This is a genomic window from Kitasatospora sp. NPDC101108 (assembly GCF_055584725.1).
On sequence record NZ_JBVJLM010000001.1, the window covers coordinates 666,288 to 685,794 of the forward strand.

14 protein-coding genes are annotated in these 19,507 nt (G+C 72.3%); 3 read left to right on the forward strand and 11 right to left on the reverse strand.

Annotated features, from left to right (window positions below; all coding sequences use genetic code 11):
- Positions 1–230: 230 nt before the first annotated feature.
- The gene (locus ACZ6Z8_RS02980) at positions 231–1,880 is read left to right on the forward strand and encodes a molybdopterin-dependent oxidoreductase (protein ID WP_465605710.1); all 1,650 of its coding nucleotides are present in this window, start codon (positions 231–233) and stop codon (positions 1,878–1,880) included.
- 264 nt (positions 1,881–2,144) lie between these two features.
- Here ACZ6Z8_RS02980 and ACZ6Z8_RS02985 read toward each other — a convergent pair whose 3' ends face one another.
- The 6 genes from ACZ6Z8_RS02985 to ACZ6Z8_RS03010 form a co-directional block, all read right to left on the reverse strand.
- Positions 2,145–4,328 (reverse strand): pyridoxal phosphate-dependent decarboxylase family protein, encoded by a 2,184-nt coding sequence (locus ACZ6Z8_RS02985; RefSeq protein WP_465605712.1) that lies wholly within the window; start codon positions 4,326–4,328, stop codon positions 2,145–2,147.
- 193 nt (positions 4,329–4,521) lie between these two features.
- Positions 4,522–5,631, reverse strand: a complete 1,110-nt coding sequence (gene menC / locus ACZ6Z8_RS02990; RefSeq protein ID WP_465605714.1) for an o-succinylbenzoate synthase — start codon at positions 5,629–5,631, stop codon at positions 4,522–4,524.
- On the reverse strand, positions 5,628–6,437 hold the full coding sequence (locus ACZ6Z8_RS02995) for a GNAT family N-acetyltransferase (RefSeq protein ID WP_465605716.1): 810 nt from the start codon (positions 6,435–6,437) through the stop codon (positions 5,628–5,630). Before ACZ6Z8_RS02995 ends, menC begins: the two co-directional genes overlap by 4 nt.
- Positions 6,438–6,490: 53 nt before the next feature.
- Positions 6,491–8,089: a PucR family transcriptional regulator gene (locus ACZ6Z8_RS03000; protein ID WP_465605718.1), complete on the reverse strand. Its 1,599-nt coding sequence runs from the start codon at positions 8,087–8,089 to the stop codon at positions 6,491–6,493.
- On the reverse strand, positions 8,086–9,645 hold the full coding sequence (locus tag ACZ6Z8_RS03005; protein WP_465605720.1) for a serine hydrolase domain-containing protein: 1,560 nt from the start codon (positions 9,643–9,645) through the stop codon (positions 8,086–8,088). Before ACZ6Z8_RS03005 ends, ACZ6Z8_RS03000 begins: the two co-directional genes overlap by 4 nt.
- Before the next feature lie 185 nt (positions 9,646–9,830).
- A complete protein-coding gene (locus tag ACZ6Z8_RS03010; RefSeq protein ID WP_465605721.1) occupies positions 9,831–10,631 on the reverse strand; it encodes a hypothetical protein in 801 nt (266 codons plus the stop codon).
- Positions 10,632–10,797: 166 nt separating this feature from the next.
- Here ACZ6Z8_RS03010 and ACZ6Z8_RS03015 point away from each other — a divergent pair, with 166 nt between their 5' ends.
- Both ACZ6Z8_RS03015 and mtnK read left to right on the forward strand, forming a co-directional pair.
- Positions 10,798–12,363, forward strand: coding sequence for a flavin monoamine oxidase family protein (locus ACZ6Z8_RS03015; protein WP_465605723.1), 1,566 nt, complete (start codon positions 10,798–10,800; stop codon positions 12,361–12,363).
- Positions 12,364–12,376: 13 nt separating this feature from the next.
- Positions 12,377–13,621, forward strand: a complete 1,245-nt coding sequence (gene mtnK, locus ACZ6Z8_RS03020) for an S-methyl-5-thioribose kinase (RefSeq protein WP_465605725.1) — start codon at positions 12,377–12,379, stop codon at positions 13,619–13,621.
- 93 nt (positions 13,622–13,714) lie between these two features.
- On the opposite strand, the gene aspA is transcribed toward mtnK, so the two are convergent.
- The 5 genes from aspA to ACZ6Z8_RS03045 form a co-directional block, all read right to left on the reverse strand.
- Positions 13,715–15,124 (reverse strand): aspartate ammonia-lyase, encoded by a 1,410-nt coding sequence (gene aspA, locus ACZ6Z8_RS03025; protein ID WP_465605727.1) that lies wholly within the window; start codon positions 15,122–15,124, stop codon positions 13,715–13,717.
- A gap of 55 nt (positions 15,125–15,179) precedes the next feature.
- Positions 15,180–16,220 (reverse strand): asparaginase, encoded by a 1,041-nt coding sequence (locus ACZ6Z8_RS03030; protein WP_465605729.1) that lies wholly within the window; start codon positions 16,218–16,220, stop codon positions 15,180–15,182.
- A gap of 106 nt (positions 16,221–16,326) precedes the next feature.
- Positions 16,327–17,781 (reverse strand): amino acid permease, encoded by a 1,455-nt coding sequence (locus ACZ6Z8_RS03035; protein ID WP_465605731.1) that lies wholly within the window; start codon positions 17,779–17,781, stop codon positions 16,327–16,329.
- Complete coding sequence (locus ACZ6Z8_RS03040; RefSeq protein ID WP_465606321.1) at positions 17,778–18,458, reverse strand: FadR/GntR family transcriptional regulator; 681 nt, start codon at positions 18,456–18,458, stop codon at positions 17,778–17,780. The genes ACZ6Z8_RS03035 and ACZ6Z8_RS03040 overlap by 4 nt, the downstream gene beginning before the upstream one ends.
- 127 nt (positions 18,459–18,585) lie before the next feature.
- On the reverse strand, positions 18,586–19,335 hold the full coding sequence (locus tag ACZ6Z8_RS03045) for a gamma-glutamyl-gamma-aminobutyrate hydrolase family protein (protein ID WP_465605732.1): 750 nt from the start codon (positions 19,333–19,335) through the stop codon (positions 18,586–18,588).
- Positions 19,336–19,507 lie beyond the last annotated feature (172 nt).

Genomic DNA, 19,507 nt, shown 5'->3' on the forward strand with positions numbered 1-19,507 from the left:
GGGCATCACGGGCCTCCCATGGCCACGACCGGAGCCGAGCTCCGGCCAGGTGAACAGAACTGACGGACAGGGGTCGTTCGGAGCAAGGGGGCTGCCGGATTGGTCCCGGCTGCCACGGTGCGTCGACAGGACGGCTTCCGGCGGTCGAGGACGACGACCGACGCGATCCGGAACGGCGGACCAGCCGGACGGACCGAACACCCACCCATCCGGACCGGTGCATGCGCCGAATGGGTAACGTGAGCAACGACGCGATCCTGTCCCCTCCACCGTCCCGGCCCCGCCTGGAACGACTCGTGCGAACCGGCGTGGCCGCGGCGACCGGATGGGCCGCGGCCACCGCGGCGCTCGGCGCCGGCGAACCGGTCGCCGCCGTCACCGGCCCGGACACCGCGCCGGTCGTCGCCGTCGGCTCCGCCGCCATCGACCTGGCGCCGACTCCGCTCAAGGAGTACGCCATCCGCACGTTCGGCACCGACGACAAGCCGGCTCTGCTCGGCGGGATCTACCTGACGACGGCCCTTCTCGCCGCGTTCGCGGGACTTCTGGCCGCCCGCCGCCCGGTGCTCGGCGCGGGCGTCTTCGCGCTCTTCGGCCTGCTCGGCAGCTGGGCCGCGCTGTCCCGCCCCGCAGCCGGTGTCGCCGACGCCGCGCCCGCCGTGGTCGCGGGCCTGGCAGGAGCGACCAGTGTCCTCACCCTGTCGCGCATGCTGCGCTCCGTCAGGACGACGGTGGGGGAACCAGCCCTGCCCGGAGAAGCACCGACGGACCTCGCGGAAGACGAAGGACCCAGCACCCGCGCGGGTGGCACCGAGCGACGGGCGGTCCTGGTCGCCACCGGTGGGACGATCGCCTGCGGTGCGCTCGCCGGCGTCGGCGGCCGGAAACTGTCGGACCACCGCTACGACATCGACGCAGCCCGCGCCGCCGTCCGCATCCCCCCGGCCACTCAGCCGCTGCCCCCGCTGCCCGCCGCCGTCCACCCGAAGGTGCCGGACCTGTCCCCCTTCGTCACCCCGAACGCGGACTTCTACCGGGTCGACACCGCTCTCACCCTTCCCCGTATCGACCCACGGCGCTGGACCCTGCGCATTCACGGCTTGGTCGACCACCCGCTCCTCATCACCTTCGACGACCTGCTCCACGAACCCCTGGAGGAGCTCGACCACACCCTGTCCTGTGTGTCCAACGAGGTCGGTGGCCCCTATGTCGGCACCACCCGCTGGCTCGGCGCCTCCCTCCCGGCCCTGCTGCGCCGGGCCGGCGTGCGCCCGGGAGCGGACCAGCTCGTCGGGCGCTCCGAGGACGGGATGACGATCGGCACCCCGCTGGAATCGGTCCTCGACGGACGGCGCGCGCTGCTGGCGGTCGCGATGAACGGCGAGGCCCTCCCAGTTGCCCACGGCTTCCCCTGCCGCAGCGTCGTCCCCGGCTTCTACGGCTACGCCTCGGCCACCAAATGGCTCGTCGATCTCGACGTCACCACCTTCGCCGCCTGCGACCCGTACTGGGTGCGCCGGGGCTGGGACCGCAGCGGCACCGTGCGCACCGCCTCACGGATCGAGGTGCCGGCGCCGTTCGCCCGCGTGCCGGCCGGTGACGTCACGGTGGCCGGGACCGCATGGGCGACCCACCGGGGCATCGCCGCCGTCGAGGTCCGCATCGACACCGGCCCCTGGCAGGAGGCGCTGCTCGCCGCCGACGTGGGACCGGATCTGTGGCGGCAGTGGTCCCACACCTGGACCGGGGCGGCGCCCGGCACCCACCGGATCGATGTCCGTGCCACCGACGCGACCGGCGCGGTCCAGACCGAGAACCGCGCCGCCCCCTACCCGGCGGGCGCCACCGGCTGGCACAGCACCGTCGTCACCGTCACCTGAGACCCCTCTTCCCCCTACGCCGGGCACCACGTCCGGCGCGTCCCGCCCACCGGCGCGGGCCGTCACCACCTCACAAGGAGGTCCACCCCCAGGTCCGTCACCGCCCGCCGCCGCAACACCACCGCCGCGCTGCTCACCGCCACCGCACTCGCCGTCAGCCTCGGCGCCCGCAGCAGCCGCGGCGACCGACAGCCATGCACTGCCCCCGCGCCGGATTCCGCGCAGGGGCAGGTACAGCAATGCGGGCCCGGAAGGGCCGGGAGGTTACCGGGCGGGCTCGGGGAACACCTCGCTGATCGCCGCTCGGGCTCCCTCGGCCAGTGCCTCGCGCAGGACGGGGATGAAGTCGCCCCGCGCGGTGTCGGTCAGCCAGGGGTCCATCGTGCAGGAGACCAGGTAACTGATCGGGGTCCCGCCCGGGTCCGCGTCGACTCCGAGCCGGTTCGCCACCCGCCGCATGTACGCCCCGCCGTACAGGCCCGGTTCGAGGGCGGATCCGCTGACGATCAGGTCGGGGCGCTGTGAGGGCGCGGGCATGTCCCTGGCGGCGGCGATCTCCGGGGCGATCGCCAGCTTCTCGGCGATCAGGTGGTTGATCAGGTTGGCCTTGGCCAGGTCCGGGTTGGGACGGCCGTCGCGGACGGCGTTGAACGCGTAGGCGATGATGACCTGGTCCGAGCCGAGTTCGGCGAGGAGCTCGCGGGCCTCCCGGTCGGCCATGATCTCGTCGTTGGTCCTGAACACGATGCGGTCCAGGATGAACTGGAGCTGCTCGCGGAGGGCGCTCTGGTCGCCCGGGTGCTCGCGTTCGACGGGCAGCCGCTGGAGCGGGGCGACGAGCAGGTCGGGGTGGTCGAGGCCGAGGGTGACGAAGGCCGCGTAGAGGCGCTTGCTGTTGAACAGCGCCTGCCCGAGGATCTTGCCGTAGCCGTGCTGGTCGGTGGTGATGACGCGGTGGCTCAGGTAGACGCCCGCCGCGGCGGCGCCCGGCTTGGATCCCTCGACCCCGAACAGGCCCACGCCCGGGTTGCCCAGGTCGAGGTAGGGCGCGGTGAAGGCCACCATGTTCTTCTGCGCGCCGTTGCGGTAGCACAGTCCGCCCGCAGGGTAGGGCACGAAGCCGGCCTTGTGCGGGTCGATGCTGATCGAGTCGGCCTGGTGCAGGGCGTCGTACTGCCGGTTGACGTACTCGCTCATGACGAAGTCGGGCGTGTAGGTGACCTGGCCGTCGGCCTGCTGGGTGCGGGGGCGTTTGATCGCGGCGAAGTAGCCGCCCCACGCCGCGTCCACGTGGATCGGGTAGGAGACGTTGCGGACGTGGAACTCCTCGCGCAGCGCCAGCATTTCCGCCAGCGGGTCGACCGAGCTCTGCTCGGTGCTGCCCAGCACGGCGACGTTGAGGATGACGGGCCGCCGGCCGCGTTCGCACTCCTCCAGCCGGGTGCGCAGGCTCTCCACGGTGGCCCGCGCGTCCAGGTCCACCTCGACCGGGATCAGGCCGCTCTGACCGATGCCGAGCAGGGCCGCGGCCTTCGGCCACGAGTAGTGCATCGTGGCCGTCACCAGCACGGCCGGGTTGCCGACCTTGCCCTCCAGGAAGCGCCGGCGGAACTCCTCGTAGCCGAGGTTCTGCACCGTGTGGGCGTTGATCAGGCCGAGGTCCTCCTTCTTGACGTGGTAGTCCTCGACCATCCGGGTCGGCAGGCCCAGCACCTCGTCCACCGGCAGGTTGACGCACTCCCACGGGTCGAGGTCGAGCAGCCTGGGGGTGTCCTTGCCGTTGGCCAGGCGCACGGTGAGGTCCCGGGCACTGCCGAGCGCACGTGAGTTGCGCCGGATCGCCTCGGCCACCGCGATCGGGTAGTAGGTCAGGTTGCGCGCGGACCACATGGCTTCGAGGTTGGCGACCGTGCCGTCACAGGTGATGTGGCCCCACGGCGTCGGCAGGCCGATCGGCTGGTAGCCGAGCAGCCGGCACAGGTCCTTCCCGACCTCCTCCTCCAGACGGGTCGTCACCGGCGAGGCTTCCAGGGCAACGTTGTTCGGGTTGTAGAGCGTCGCAGCGAAGTAGCCGGCGAGAGCCGGGATCGTCTGGTCCCAGTTCATGTGCGCCTGGTAGCGGTAACTGAAGAACGGCACCGAGCCGCGCAGGTGGTCCAGGAGCTTGGCGTGTTCCCCGCGCATGGTCGCGACGGACTTCTGGTACTCCGGCGACTGCTTGATCTCGTCGGTGACGTAGGGCGGGTCGTCCTGGTAGAAGTTCTGGCGGTCGGCGCAGTGCGACGCCAGGGCGTCGTTGATCAGGTCGGCGAGGACCTTCTGGTTCTCGGCCATCGGGCCGAGGAACCAGGCGGCGAGCGAGTGGGTGCCGGGCGCCTCGGCGAGCTGGAGCTCGGGGGCGACCGTCGGCGACGGCTCCAACCGCTCGCGGGCGATGTGGGTGGTCATTCGGGGCCTTTCGACAGCGTGCCGCGTCATCGGTCCGGACGCGGCTCCGCCCCCACCCTCGGCCATCCGCCTGCGGCGGGCACGCCCACGCGCCCCGGCCGAGTGAGCCGGGACGCGTGCCGCCGGACGGCGCGGATCGGGGTCCCACCTCGCGGCGCGGGTGGAGGACCTCATCGAGTACGGGCGCGACCGGTCAGACGGTGAGGAGTTCCGTGGACGTGGTGGCGGCCTGCAGGGCGTCGGGGTCGGGGACGATGCCGATCCCCGGGCCGGTGGGGACGGTCAGCCGGCCGTCGTGGAGGACGAAGGGGTCGGTGATGTCGCGGGTGTAGTAGCGGGCCGAGGCCGAGATGTCGCCGGGCAGGGTGAAGCCCGGGAGCGCGGCCAGCGCCAGGTTGGCCGCCCGCCCCAGGCCGGTCTCCAGCATGCCGCCGCACCACACCGGCACGCCGTTCGCCAGGCACAGGTCGTGTATCCGGCGGGCTTCCAGGTACCCGCCGACCCGGCCGGGCTTGATGTTCACGATCGAACACGCCTCCTGCCGGATGGCGGTGGCCGCGTCCCGGGCCGAGGTGATCGACTCGTCCAGGCAGATCGGGGTGTCCATGCGAGCCGCCAGCCGGGTGTGCGAGAGCAGGTCGTCCGGGGCGAACGGCTGCTCGATCAGCGTCAGCCCGTAGGCGTCGAGCCGGCGCAGGTGGCGCTGGTCCGCCGGACCGTAGGCGGTGTTGGCGTCCACCTGCAGGGCGATGTCCGGGCCGAACGTCTCCCGGACGGCTCGCAGCGGCTCGATGTCCCAGCCCGGTGCGATCTTCAGCTTGATCCGGGCGTAGCCCGCGCGGAGATAGCCGTCGACGGCGCTGACCAGCTCGTCGACGGTGTCCATGATGCTGACCGACACGCCGACGGCGAGCTCGGTCCGCGTCGCCCCGAAGTACTGGGCGAGGCTGATGCCGGCGGTCCGCAGTTCGGCGTCCAGTACCGCCATCTCGACGGCCGTCTTGGCCATCGGGTTCCCCCTGACCGGCCGGAGCAGCTCGGGCACCAGCGCCGCGGTCAGCTCGGGAGTCCGGGACAACCGGGGCAGCAGGAACTCACGTACCACTGCGCGGGCCCCGGCCAGGTACTCGGCGCTGTACGTCGGATCGTCGTCGGCCACGCACTCGCCCCAGCCGACGACGCCGTCGGCCGTGGTCACCTTGACCAGCAGCGAGTACCGGTGTTCCTGGGTTCCCAGTGAGGTCCGGAACGGCGCGACCAGGGGCAGGGCCACCTCGCGCAACTCCGCCTGCTGCAGCTTCATTCCGATGCTTCCTTCCGTCGCAGGACGTACCAGCCGGACCGGTCGAACCCCTCGATCCGGTAACCGTTCTCCATGGCGCCCCCGAGCGCCTCGCGCATCGCGGACCGCCAGCGCCGGGCGGCGGCCGGATCCTGTCGCCGCAGGGACTCCGCGTCCACCGGGGTGGCGCACCGCAGTACGCCGCCGGTCGCGGGGCGCGGTACGGGCTCGCCGTCGCGGTCCGCTTCGAGCACGGGTTCCGCGGCGGCCAGGTCCGGCAACGGTTCCGGTGCGTGCGGCGTCACGTGCACCGGCCACCTGACGAACAGCCGGTCGGAGTCGTCGCCGTCGTTGATGCCGTCCTCCAACGGCCCGTAGAAGTCGGGCAGGTACGCCTCCGCGACCGCACCGAGCCGGTGCAGGTTGAAGTGGGCGTTGCGGCGGATCAGCGGGTCGTACGTCCACGAGATCGACGAGAGGCCCGCCTCGGCGGCCCACTTCCGCTGGTACGACTTCATCGCCGCACCGATCCCGCGCCCGTGCATTCCCGGCAGCACGCCGGCCACGTGCGAGTGCAGGCTGTCCCCGACGGTCCGGAACCCGGCGGTCACGCCGACCATCGCCGTCCCCAGGTACGCCGCCGCGACGTAGCCGCCGGTGTGCGCGAGGGCGCACATCACGTCCAGGGCCAACGGCGGCTCGGCGTCGTCCGGGGTGTTCCACACGGCTCGCAGCACCGCGGCGGCCTGCTGGAGTTGGGGCACGGTCCGAAGCAACTGGATGCGGACGCCCGCCCGTTCCGCGTGCGCGGAAGGAAATTCGACCATGCGACGAGTCTGCTCGGCGGACCGCCCCGGGCCATTGGCGTCCGGGCCCAAGTTCACCCAGCCTCCTTTGTGCCGATGTCCGGCAGCCGTAGCCGCAACTGCAGCGCCAGCGCCAACCGCAGGTCCGGATCGTCGATGTCGATCAGCTCGGCCAGCCGGCGCAACCGGTGCCGCAAGGTGTTGGGGTGCAGCATCAAGGCGTCCGCAGCCCGTGGCACGTCGTAGTGCCCGGCGATCCAGCAGCGCAGCGTCTTCTCGTACTCCGTTCCGTGCCGAGCGTCGTGGTCGAGCACCGTCGACAGGGGCTCCCCCTCCAGGGCCGGACGGTACCGGAGCGCCTCGTACACGTCCCGCAGGAACATCTCGGCGGCCAGCTCGTCGTACCGTCCGATCTCCGCCTTGCCGAACGGTCCGCACACCACCTTGAGCGCCTGTCCGGCCTGACTCAGCCCTGTCGAGACGTCGGCGAGGCCGGGAAGGGTGCGGCTGATCCCCGCCCGCCAGCCGCCGCCGAGGGTGTCCCTCGCGCGAGCCAGCACCGTCGCGATGATCAGCTGGATCACGGGCGTGTCGGACGCCGTGTCGACCACCGCCACGGCCTGACCGTCCAGCGCTCCGGCAGCGGCTCCCAGCCGGTAGGCGGAGAGCCCCATCCGCAGCAGGTCGCCGACGTACTCGGCGGCGGAATCCGGCGACACGCCCCGCGCCCGACCGGCCGGGTCATCGAAGCGGCCGATCACCAGGACCGTCGCCGGGCCGTCGAAGCCTATCCCGAACGAGTCGGCGAGCTCCCGGGTCGCTCCCCGGCCGCGGAGCAACCAGCCCAGGCGCTCGGCCCGTTGCCGGCGCTCGGCGTCGGCCGCGAGACTGACCCGGGCCAGGTGGGGGGCGGCCAGTCGCGCGCCCTCGGCGAGGACGTCTGACGCTTCCTCCGCCAGGGACTCATCACCCTGGATCACCCAGATGGTGCCCAGCGCCTCGCCGCCGTCCCGGATGGCGATGGCGAGGCGCGGCCGGTACTCCTTCGGCTCGTGGCTCCAGACCGCGGTGTCGGACCGCAGGACAGCGGCGTACTCCTCGGCGTGCGTCGGGTGGTCCGGCACGCGGCGGCCGAGGATCCCGTCACGACGCGGGTCGTCGACCAGCTGGCCCGGGACCGTGGAGTAGGCCAGCACGCGCATGGACAGGTCCTCGATCGCCACCGCGCCACCGGCCCGCACGGCGATGTCGTTGGCCAGGGCGAACAGGTCGGTGGAGCGATGCCTGTTCGGCTCGAACACCGGGCTCGTGATCGCACGCAGCGCGTCGATCAAGGTGTAGAGCTGCCCCCAGGAGATCTCGGCACTGCGCTCCAGGAGCGCCACCCCGGTCCGTTCGGCTGCCTCGGTCAGCGCTGCCGCGTCCGTCGCGCCGGCTCGCATGACCACCGCCTTGGCGTGGTGCCGGGCGGCCCACTCCAGTACGTCGGCGGTCAGCCGGCCGGGAACCAGAACGATCGCGTCGGTCAGCCCCGTCCCGGGGGCGTCGGTGTCATGGATCGTGGGCGCCCCGACGGCGACCGCCCGGCCTCGTGGCAGCGCGAGCGGCCGTAGGAGACCGGTTCCCAGGCTGTCGAGCACGACCCCGAGGGTGATCCCGGCGGGGGCCGTCATCGCCGCTCCGATCGCAGCACGGCGGCATCGGGCTGTCTGACGAAGCGCAGCCGGTGGACACCGTGTGTGCTGATCAGGAGGTCGTCGCCGCTGCGGCGCAGGCTGATCAGCCCGCCCGCACGGAACGCGCCGTCCGGCGCCGGTTCGATCGTCCCGACGAACTCCGGGCCGAGTTCGAGCGTGCCGTCCCGGGTGACCGTCGCCAGGATGCCCAGCTCCGGACTGCGGTAGACGGCCGGTGGCAGCGTGGCACCGGCAGCGGCGGGGGGACAGCGCCGGTACTCGGTGGCTCGGCCGGGGCGGTACACCGATCCGAGCCTGATCCTGCCGGACGACACCCGCAGCGAGAAGTCGGCGCCGTCCCCCAGGCCCTGCCAGCTGCCGTCGACGGCCGCTGCGAACTCGCCTGCGGGCGGCGCACCGTGGATGCGGATCCGACCGTTGCCCACGGCGTCGATCCGGACGGTGAGGCCGGATCGCGGATCCAGCCAGTCCCCCGTCAGCCGGGCTGCGGGCTCGGCGGCCACCGCACCCGCCGTCAGCTCGACGGGATCGTCCTCGGGCAGCCCGGCGGCCAGCCGGAGCACCCGGGTGGCCAGCTTCGGGGAGTGGATCGAGGAGTTGTTGCTCAGCAGCGCCACGCCGAGGTCGGCGTCCGGCATGAACAGCAGCTGGGACCGGTACCCGGGGAGACCGCCGGCGTGGCCGAACGCCGGGCGGCCCGCGATCGTCGTGTGGTGGAGACCCAGCGCGTACGGCTCCTCCCCGTCCCCGGAGTCGACCCGCCGCAACAGCCCGTCGCGGAGGTCGGTGCCCAGGACCCGGCCGTCCTGCAGGAACCCGAACCAGGGCGCCAGGTCGGCGACGCTGGTGGCCAGGCCGCCGTCGCCGACCGCGGACTCCTCGGTGTCGGCGCGCCGGACGGCACCGCGGGTGACGTCGTACCCGTAGGCGAATCGGGGCAGCGGCTCCCGGCTGTCCTCGCGGAACACGGTCTGGTTCATGCCCAGCGGTGTGAACATCCGGTCCGTGGTGAACTCCCCCAGGGTGCGGCCGGTGAGCCGCCGCACGAGCGAGGCCACCAGGACGTACCCCGTGTTGGAGTACGAGAACGCGGTCCCCGGTTCGAAGTCGACCTCGGTCAGCCCCGCCAGGAAGGCCAGTGTTTGATCCTGGGTGATCCTCGTCAGCGGGCGGCCGGCGATCGTCATCAGGGCCAGCCAGTCCCGCAGACCGCCCGTGTGCCGCAGACACTGACCGACCGTCACCGGCACCGCCAGCCTCAGCTCGGGCAGGTGCGTGCGGATGTCGTCGTCCAGTGACAGTCGCCCGTCCCGGCACAGCAGCAACGCCGCCGCGGCGGTGAACTGCTTGCTCATGGAAGCGATGTCGAACCGTGTCCGGGTGTCGACCGGCGCCTCGAACTCCACGCTCGCCAACCCCGCCGATGCCTGGTGGATCAGCTTCCCGTCGGTGTAGATCCCCACGGACAGTCCCGGGTCTCCGGGGCGTACCGCCGAGGCCACGAGCTCGGACAGTGTGGTTGAGATGTCCATGCGCCACAGACTCTCAGCAACGACTGCCCGGGAGGTTTGTCCTGACCGGCAAAGTCCGCTCGCCCAACGTTGGCCGAAGGGACATGCCGACACGCGCGTTGATCCGCAGCGGGGCCTCCGGACGGCCGCTCCTGGCAGCCGACCCTCGGGAACGCCGGGAGGCGGCTGCCAGGAGGGCTCGGGCGTCACCAACCGGTGCCGTCGACCCGGCCTGCGCCGTCCGGGCGGGCGTTGTCGTCCGACCGGCCCGCGCCGTCCACGCGGGACGGCGCCTGGTCCCGCCAGCCCTCGGGCAGCGGGTAGGCCACCGGCTGCGGCAGATCGGTGTCCATGGTCTTCATCCGGTGGAACTGCTCGCCGAGCGGGGCGATGACATGCTTCTCGACCTCGTGGTACGAGGTGAGCCGGGAGAGCGGCACCCGGCGCAGGAACCAGTGGCCGCGCAGGTCGCAGCCGATGTCGCTGCCGCGGAAGTGCCCGGTGGTCCAGCCCGCGCTCTCCAGTTCCCTGGTCCGCTCCAGCCGGAAGAACTGGAAGATCTTCTCCGCGGTGTCCAGCGCGCGCTCCGCCGGGTCGGTCGGGCGCGGCTCGGCGACGCCGAACCAGCACTCGGGCTCGTCCGCGTCGTCGAGATAGGCGTCGTTGAAGCCGAGCCAGGGCCAGACGAAGGCCATCAGCCGCGCCCGGCCCATGGGACAGTCGTCGCCCGAGGTGCCCGGCGGCACCGTCGTGGGATCGAGGTAGAACCGGCCGAGCCAGGTCGGCAGCCACAGGTAGAACGGGTAGGAGCTGTCGTCCGAGAGCAGGTAGCTGTTGGCGTTGGAGAAGAGCGCCTGCCCGCCGATCGGTTTGAGGCTGACCCCGTACTCGGGGATCGAGAAGCGCACGTTCAGCACCTCGAAGAAGGCACGGACGTCGCTGAAGTACTGCTCCATCTGGCGGTAGCCGTCGACCGCCGCAGCGGGAACCTGCTGTCTGAAGGTCATCGTCAACCTCGATCGTGTGGTCGGTCCCGTGCCGTGGACGCTTCCCACCCCGGGCACGTACTGTTACCGGATCACTACAGTGTGGGGCGAAACGTTCGCATCCGCACGAGGAGCGGTGCGGCTGGGCCCCGACAGGCCCCGATCGTCGAAGGGACCGGGCACCGGGATGTGGGACGTCGCCGTGGTGGGGGCCGGGGTCGGTGGCTGCTACCTCGCCCACCGGCTGGCCGGTCCGGGCGTGGCGCTGTTCGAGGCCTCGCCCCGGCTCGGCGGCCGGCTGTGCTCGGCACCCCTGCCCGGACTCCCCGACGTGGTGGCCGAGTACGGCGCGATGCGGCTCGACCCGACCGAGCACACCGTCACCGATCTCGTCCACCACCTGGGCCTGGGGCCCGAGTTGGTCCCCTTCCCGGTCGGCCGACCGGAGAACCACCTGCACGTACGCGGCGTCCCGCTCCGGACGCACCACCTGTCCACCGCCGCGGCCGAACTGCCGTACCGGCTGCGCCCGGAGGAACGCGGACTCGGCGCGGACGGCCTGTCGGAGCTGGCCGCCGAGCAGGCCCTACCCGGATTCGCCGCCCTGCGCGCCGAGTTGGGGGCCGGGGAGCGGGCCCGGAGCACCGCGGCCGTGGAGCGCTACCGGCGGGCCCGGCGAGCGGCGCGGTGGCGGGGTCGCGCCCTGCACGAGGTGCCGTGGACCGAGCTCCTGGACTCGGCGCTGAGCCCGGAGGCCGCCCGGCTGGTCCAGGACAGCGGCGGCTACGACCACCGAACCGCGGCCGGGAGCGCGGCGCACTGGCTCGACACCATGGCCCAGAACCCGCCGGGCGTCGGCCTGCAACGGCTGCGCTGCGGCTTCGGGGAAGTCCCCCGCGCCCTCCACCGCCGCTTCACCGCCGCCGGCGGCGCGACCTTCCCGGCGCATCCAGTGACCGGCCTGGAACGCGCCACCGGCGGCTACCGGCTCCGCTTCGGCGGCTCGGGCCGCCGCGAGGCACTGGCCCGGGCCGTCGTCCTCGCCCTGCCCCGGCGCGCCGTCGAGCTGCTGACCCCCGGACTCCTCCCCCTCACCGACGGCCGCTTCCGCCACGGCCTGGCGAGCCAGCACCACGTCCCGGCGGCCAAGCTCTTCCTCACCTACCCCGAACCCTGGTGGCGCCGGACCGGAGTCACCCGCGGACGCAGCACCACCGACCTGCCGAACCGCCAACTCTGGTACTGGGAAACCCCGTTCGACGACGGCCCCGCCGCCCTGCTGGCCGTCTACGCGGACGGCCCCGCGCACCGCTACTGGGCCGCACTCGCCAACGGCCGACCGTACGACGGCCGACCGTACGACGGCCACTCGCACGACCGCCGACCGGACAACGGCCGGCCGGGCCCGGCCCCGCGCCGACTCGTCGAACGCGCCCACGCCCTGGCCGTCCGACTGCACGGCCTCGACGTCGCCCCGGCGCCGATCGGCTCCGGCTGGCAGGACTGGTCGGCCGACCCCTACGGCGGCGCCTGGCCGGTCTGGCGCCCGGGGTACGACGCCGACGAGGTGATCCCGGCCATGCGCCGACCGCTGCCCGGCGAGCCGGTGTTCTGGATCAACGACGGCTGGACGCCCCGGCCCGGCTCGGTCGAGGGCGTCCTCCAGGCCGCCGAACGCGTCCTGCAGACCGACTTCGGGCTCGCCCCACCCCCCTGGCTGCGCCCGAACGCCACCCGCTGGGACCAGAGTTGAGGAGAGCGCTCCCGTGACCACGACCCCACTGCTCGACGGCGGCCGGCTCGCCGACCACCTCGCCGGGATCCCGGCCGTCGCCGTACGCCTGGGCGGCCGGGCCGCCGACTGGACGGTCACCGAGATCGGCGACGGAAACGTCAACTACGTCTACGCCGTCCGCGGCCCGGACGGCCGGCTCTGCGTCAAGCAGGCCCTGCCGTACGTGCGCGCCATCGGCGAGTCCTGGCCGCTCACCCCGCGGCGCACCTTCTACGAGTACCGGGCCCTCCAGGAGCACGCCCGCCACGCCCCCACCCGGGTGCCCCAAGTCCTTTACTACGACCGGGAGATGAACCTGATCGTCGTCGAATACCTGGCACCCCACGGCGTGCTGCGCCAGGGACTGATCGACGGCGTCCGCTACCCCTCACTGGCCCGGCAGCTCGCCGAGTACCTGGCCGCGACCATGGTCGGCACCAGCGACCTCGCCTGTCCGGCGGCCCGGAAGCGGCCACTGGCCGCCCTGTTCAACGGCAACACCGAAATGACCCGAATCATGGAGGACATGGTCTTCACCGAGATCTACCACGACCACCGGCGCAACTCCTGGACCAGCCCCCACCTGGACGCCACCCTCACCCGGCTACGGGCCGACACCACCCTCAAGACCGCCGTGTCCCGGCTCAAACTGCACTACCTCACCTGCGCGGAGGCACTCCTGCACGGGGACCTCCACACCGGATCGATCCTGGTCACCGCCGACGACACCAGGATCATCGACCAGGAGTTCGCCTGCTACGGCCCGATCGGCTTCGACCTCGGCACCCTCCTCGCCCACCTCCTCATCGCCCACTTCGCCCAGCCCGGCCACCGGCCGCCCGGCCCGGACCGCGACCACTACCAGGACTGGCTGCTGGAGACCGTCGACGACCTGTGGCGGGAGTTCACCGACCGCTACCTCTCCCACTGGGAACGGTCCACGACCGGCGACGCCTACCCGCGTGCGCTCTTCCCCGACCCCGCCGCCCTCGACGCCGAACGCCGCCGCCACCTCGCCGTCGTCCTCGCCGACACCCTCGGCTTCTGCGGCGCCGAGATCCTCCGCCGCGTCTTCGGCTTCGCCCACGTCGCCGACCTGCAGGCCATCCCCGACGACGCCACCCGCGCCGCCTGCGCACTCCCCTGCGTCGAGCTCGCCGTCGACCTCCTCACCCGCCCCGGGGCCTACCCGACGATCACCGCCGTCACCGACGCGGCCCGGAACGCCCGGGGCTAGGGCCGACACCGTTCACCGAAGGCCGGATCCCGGGACGGGCCGGCGCGGCCCTTCCCGGGAGTACCGGGCCGGGCCCGGAGGTCACTGGTGTCGTCAGAGCGCGGGCGCGCCCGTCCCCGCGATCACCTCGGGCCGCAGCAGCGCGGCGAGCCGCTCCGCCGGCAACAGGCCCTTCTCCAGAACCAGTTCGGCCACCCCCCGGCCGCTGGCGAGGGCCTCCTTGGCGATGTCGGTGGCGGCCGTGTACCCGATGTGCGGGTTCAGTGCGGTCACCAGGCCGATGGAGTTCTCGACGGTCGCGCGCAGCACCTCGGTGTTGGCGGTGATGCCGACGACGCAGCGCTCGGCGAGGGTGAGGCAGGCGGCACGCAGATGGGTGATCGACTCCGACAGCGAGTGCAGGATGATCGGCTCGAAGGCGTTGAGCTGGAGCTGGCCCGCCTCGGCGGCCATGGTGATCGCGACGTCGTTGCCGATCACCTCGAAGGCGACCTGGTTGACGACCTCGGGGATCACCGGGTTGACCTTGCCGGGCATGATGCTCGAACCGGCCTGCACCGGCGGCAGGTTGATCTCGCCGAGGCCCGCGCGCGGCCCGGAGGACAGCAGGCGCAGGTCGTTGCAGCTCTTCGACAGCTTGACGGCGATGCGCTTGAGCACGCCGGACATCTGGACGAACGCGCCGCAGTCCTGGGTGGCCTCGACCAGGTTGGCGGCGGTGACCAGGGGCAGCCCGCAGATGTCCACCAGGTGCCGGCGGGCGGCTTCGGCGTATCCGGCCGGAGCGTTGAGGCCGGTGCCGATCGCGGTCGCGCCCAGGTTGATCTCGTGGATCAGCTCGACGGCCTCGGCGAGCCGGCTGCGGTCCTCGTCCAGCATGACCGCGAAGGTCGAGAACTCCTGCCCGAGCGTCATCGGCACGGCGTCCTGCAGCTGGGTGCGGCCCATCTTGAGCACGTCGCGGAACTCGGTGGACTTGCGGGCGAAGGCGTCCTGGAGAACGGCCATCGCGCTGAGCAGGCCGCGGACGGCGTAGACGGTCGCGATCCGGACGGCGGTCGGGTAGACGTCGTTGGTGGACTGGCCGAGGTTGACGTCCTCGTTGGGGTGCAGGTGCTGGTACTCGCCCTTGGCGTGCCCCAGCAGTTCCAGCGCCCGGTTGGCGACGACCTCGTTGGCGTTCATGTTGGTCGAGGTGCCGGCGCCGCCCTGGATGACGTCGACGACGAACTGGTCGTGCAGCTTTCCGGCGCGGATCTCCTGGCAGGCGGCGACGATCGCGGCGGCCTTCCGGGGCTCCAGCAGGCCGAGTTCCTCGTTGGCGAGGGCGGCGGCCTCCTTGACGGCGGCGAGTGCCTCGATCAGGTGCGGGTAGGTGGAGATGGGCGTCCCCGTGATGGGGAAGTTCTCGGTGGCGCGCAGGGTGTGGACGCCCCAGTAGACGTCGGCGGGGACGTCGCGGTCTCCGAGCAGGTCGTGCTCGCTCCGGGTGGCGGTCGTCATGGTGTGCGGGTCCTCTTCCTGGTCGTGAGGTCGGGTGGTGACGGGTCGGGGTCGCTCACGCGGGACGGACGCCGGCTTCCGGTGCCGGCACCGGCACCGGCGCCTCGACCAGCGCCGGCACCGGCCGTACGCTGCCCACGCGCCGGCCGCCGCCCGCCGTCGCCTCGCCGGCGCAGTCCACCAGCAGGTCGGGATCGACGCCCGCCAGCGCCAGAGCGGCCGCGGCCACCGGGATCCGTGCCCGGTTCGCCCCGTCCGCGATCTTCACCGCGACGGCGCGGCCGTCCGGCAGCGCGGCGATCTGCACGCCCTCGAAACCGTCCTTGGCGAGCAGCCCGGGCACCGCGCGCATCAGCGCGGCCGTGTCCCGTCCGGTCCCGGAGGCCATCTCCGGGTGGCCGCGCAGCGCGTCCGCGACCCGGAACTCGGCGGTGCCCGGCAGCGCCCCGGCGATGCGGGCGGCGGCGCGGGCGAGCCCGTGCAGCGAGACGGCGAACAGCGGGGTGCCGCAGCCGTCGATGCTGACGTGCGCGGTGCGCTGGCCGGTGAGCTCCTCGACGACCTCGGCGATCACCGTCTGGAGCGGGTGTGTGGGGTCGAGGTACGTCCGCAGGGGCCAGCCGTTGAGCCTGCAGAGGTAGAGCATCGCGGCGTGCTTGCCGGAGCAGTTCTGGGCGAGGCGGGAGGGCGGTCGGCCGTCCCGTACCCAGGTGTCCCGCACGGCGGGGTCGTACGGCAGGTCGGGGACGTTGCGCAGGTCGTCCTCGCCGAGATCGGCCAGTTCGAGGATCCGTCGGGTGCCCGCGAGGTGGCGTTCCTCGCCGGAGTGGCTGCCCATCGCGAGGGAGAGGAGTTCGCCGTCCAGCGGCAGTCCGGCCCGCACCATGGCGACGGCCTGGAGCGGCTTGAGGGCGGATCGCGGGTAGCAGGCGACCTCGATGTCGCCGAGGTGGAAGCGGACTTCGCCGTCTGCGTCGAGGACGACGACGGAGCCGTGGTGGACTCCCTCGATCATGCCGCCGCGGGTGACGTGGGCGACGGGGACGTGCCGGGGCTCGCGGACCGCAGGTGCGGCCGCGGGGGTGGTTCTGTGCATCACTGCCTCGCTCGGTGGTGGATCACTTGCCGGTCCGTCGGCCGGGCGGGCGGCGGCCCTCGACAACGCGGGGTGGGTTCCCCGCATCGAAGGCCGCCGCCCGGTGTCAGTCGTCGGACCGGGCGCCGTCGGACCGGGCGCCGTCGCGCGTGCGGCGGCCGCGGATCGCGTACCAGCCGGCCACCAGCGCGGCGGCGATCAGCGGTACGCAGAGCACGGTGGTGCGTCCGGCACCGCCGTCGGCGTACATCAGGACCAGGACGGTGGCGAGGAAGGCCAGCGTCACGATCTCGGTCCAGGGCGAGCCCGGCAGCCGGTAGGCGGGGCGGGTCAGTTCACCGGCTTGGGTCTTCCGCCAGAAGAAGAGGTGGCAGATCATGATCATGCCCCAGGTGGAGAGGATGCCGATCGCCGCGAGGTTGAGCACGATCTCGAACGCGTCCGCGGGCACCACGTAGTTGAGGACCACGCCGAGGACGCACATACCGCTGGTGAGCAGGATGCCGCCGTAGGGCACCTGACTGCGGCTCATCCGGGCGGTGAAGCGCGGGGCGGAGCCGTTGACGGCCATCGAGCGCAGGATGCGGCCGGTGGAGTAGAGGCCGGAGTTGAGCGAGGACATCGCCGCGGTGAGGACCACCAGGTTCATCACGCTGCCCGCGGCCGGCACCCCGATGTGGGACAGCACGGTCACGAAGGGGCTCTGGCCGGAGGTGTACCTGTTCCACGGCAGCAGCATCGACAGCAGGATCACCGAACCGACGTAGAACAGGCCCACCCGCCACATGATCGAGTTGATCGCCTTCGGCATGATCTTCTCGGGGTTCTCGGTCTCCCCGGCCGTGACGCCGACCAGTTCGACGGAGGCGTAGGCGAACACGACACCCTGGATGATCAGCAGCATCGGCAGCAGACCGTTGGGGAAGATGCCGCCGTTGTCGCTGATCAGGGAGGGACCGGGGGTGACGCCGTCCACCGGGTGCTGGGTGACCAGGAGGACGATCGCGATGCCCATGAAGATGACCAGCGCGCTGACCTTCACGATGGCGAACCAGAACTCCAGTTCGCCGAAGATCCGCACCGATATGAGGTTCACGGTGAGGACCAGCGCCAGGGCAACGAGCGCGATCACCCACTGCGGGACGTCGGAGAACAGGTGCCAGTAGTGGGCGTAGGTGGCCACCGCGGTGATGTCGGCGATACCGGTGGTCGCCCAGTTGAGGAAGTACATCCAGCCCGCGGTGTACGCCCCCTTCTCCCCCAGGAACTCCCGGGCGTAGGAAACGAAGGCGCCGGAGGACGGCCGGTACAGGACGAGTTCGCCGAGCGCTCTCACGACGAGGAACGCGAACACGCCGCACACCGCGTAGGCGACGAACAGGGAGGGCCCGGCATCGGCGAGGCGGCCGCCGGCGCCGAGGAACAGGCCGGTGCCGATGGCACCGCCGATGGCGATCATGTTGACGTGCCGGGGTTTCAAGGACTTGCTGTAGCCGGTGTCCCCGGCGTCGACGTGACGGGTGGAGGGGCGCTTCTCGTCTTTGAGGAACTGCTCGCTCACGCCTCGGGTCTGCCTTCTGTTGGGGGGATGTTCGTGCGCTGAGGGCGCACGATGTCGGTGAGGGTCGCCTCGACGCGGTGCAGGTGGTGGGACATGGCCTCCACCGCGTCCGGCTCGGACCCGTCGATCAGTGCTTCGACGATCGCCCGGTGCTCGCAGTTGGACTGCTCGCGTCGATCGCCGAGCTCGTTGAGGAAGGCCGACTGACGCGCCAGTGCGTCCCGGATCTCCTCGATGACCCGGCGGAAGACCGGGTTGCGGGAGGCCTCGGCCACCGCCAGGTGGAACACGGTGTCCAGGGCGACCCAGGCCGTGGTGTCGGTCTCCCGCTCCATCCGGTCGAGCAGATGGGTCAGGTGGTCCAGGTCCTCCGGGGTGCGGCGCAGCGCCGCGTACCCGGCGACCGGGATCTCGACGTGGCGGCGCACCTCCAGGAGGTCGCTGGCGGCGTAGTCGCCGAAGGTGGGGTCCTCGACCGTGTTCGCCACGACGAAGGTGCCCCTGCCGGTCTTGGAGACGGTCAGTCCCATGGTCTGCAGCGCCCTGAGCGCCTCCCGCAGCACCGGCCGGCTGACCTCCAGGGTCCGGCACAGCTCCGCTTCGGAGGGGAGCTTGTCCCCCACCGCGTACTCACCGCGCTCGATGGCACCGCGGAGGTGGCCGAACACCGCTTCCATGGCGCTCACGCGCCTGGGCATCGGACTGACTGTCTTGCTGTCTGACAGGTTCACGGGGCGATCCTGGGGGATCCCGCCCGGTGGTGTCAAGACCTCGGCCTCGCCGCGACGACTCCGAACTCGGCTGTCACCTTGCGCCCGGCTCCCGACCTGAGGCGGAGACCACCGCGCCGTCGTCGTCCTGCCTGGCCGCGGCCACCAGGGCGTGCACCACGGCGGGCTCGAAGGCCGCCTCCGGATGCCACTGGACACCCACGGCGAAGCGGTGCCGGGGGCTCTCGATCGCCTCGATGGTCCCGTCCACCGCACGGGCGGAGACCACCAGGCCGGCCCCGAGGGAGTCCACCGCCTGGTGGTGGTGGGAGGCGACCCGACTGGTGCCCGGAAGGAGCGCGCCGAGCCGGGTTCCGGGCACCGTGGTGACCGGATGGGGGGCGAAGTGGCCCCCGTACGGGTTGTGGCCGTGGTGCCCCACCTTCTCGGGCAGGTGCTGGACGAGGGTGCCGCCCGCGTGCACGTTCATCAGCTGCATCCCCCGGCAGATCCCGAGCACCGGAATGTCACGTGCGAGAGCGGCGGCCAGCACCGCCTTCTCCCACCGGTCGCGCTCGCGCACCGGCGGCCCGGTGCACAGGTGCGGCTGCGCTCCGTAGAGCGCGGGATCCAGGTCCTCGCCGCTGGTCAGGATGACGGCGTCCAGCTTCTCGACGACATCGGCCGCGGCTTCCGGCGCGTCCGGCGGCAGCAGGACGGCGTGGCCGCCCGCGGCCTGGATGCAGCTGGTGTACGCCGCGGGCAGCAGCGCGGCGGGCAACGCCCACTCGCCCCACCGGGCGTCGGCGAGGTAGGTGGTGAGTCCGATGAGTGGCTTGCGCATACCACGTCCTTCCAGGGCTGGGGCCGATCGTCGACGGCCGTCTCCCCCACAGCCCACCCGCCCGGCGCACGTGTGCGGCGGGCTGGCTGCGGAGGAGGGGGTGCACGGCACGGCGGCGCACGGAGGCGCGCCCGCGGTGGCGAGCGATCGGCCACAGGAGGGAGCGATCGGC

What these genes read in the sequence shown, in the direction of transcription:
- ACZ6Z8_RS02985 (WP_465605712.1), bottom strand. Translation starts at nt 4,328, where the DNA reads ATGACCACCCACATCGCCCGCGAGCGGTTGGAGCCGTCGCCGACGGTC.
- ACZ6Z8_RS03045 (WP_465605732.1), bottom strand. Translation starts at nt 19,335, where the DNA reads ATGCGCAAGCCACTCATCGGACTCACCACCTACCTCGCCGACGCCCGG.
- ACZ6Z8_RS03040 (WP_465606321.1), bottom strand. Translation starts at nt 18,458, where the DNA reads ATGGAAGCGGTGTTCGGCCACCTCCGCGGTGCCATCGAGCGCGGTGAG.
- ACZ6Z8_RS02995 (WP_465605716.1), bottom strand. Translation starts at nt 6,437, where the DNA reads ATGGTCGAATTTCCTTCCGCGCACGCGGAACGGGCGGGCGTCCGCATC.
- menC (WP_465605714.1), bottom strand. Translation starts at nt 5,631, where the DNA reads ATGAAGCTGCAGCAGGCGGAGTTGCGCGAGGTGGCCCTGCCCCTGGTC.
- ACZ6Z8_RS03030 (WP_465605729.1), bottom strand. Translation starts at nt 16,220, where the DNA reads ATGCACAGAACCACCCCCGCGGCCGCACCTGCGGTCCGCGAGCCCCGG.
- aspA (WP_465605727.1), bottom strand. Translation starts at nt 15,124, where the DNA reads ATGACGACCGCCACCCGGAGCGAGCACGACCTGCTCGGAGACCGCGAC.
- ACZ6Z8_RS02980 (WP_465605710.1), top strand. Translation starts at nt 231, where the DNA reads ATGGGTAACGTGAGCAACGACGCGATCCTGTCCCCTCCACCGTCCCGG.
- ACZ6Z8_RS03005 (WP_465605720.1), bottom strand. Translation starts at nt 9,645, where the DNA reads ATGGACATCTCAACCACACTGTCCGAGCTCGTGGCCTCGGCGGTACGC.
- ACZ6Z8_RS03010 (WP_465605721.1), bottom strand. Translation starts at nt 10,631, where the DNA reads ATGACCTTCAGACAGCAGGTTCCCGCTGCGGCGGTCGACGGCTACCGC.
- ACZ6Z8_RS03015 (WP_465605723.1), top strand. Translation starts at nt 10,798, where the DNA reads ATGTGGGACGTCGCCGTGGTGGGGGCCGGGGTCGGTGGCTGCTACCTC.
- ACZ6Z8_RS03000 (WP_465605718.1), bottom strand. Translation starts at nt 8,089, where the DNA reads ATGACGGCCCCCGCCGGGATCACCCTCGGGGTCGTGCTCGACAGCCTG.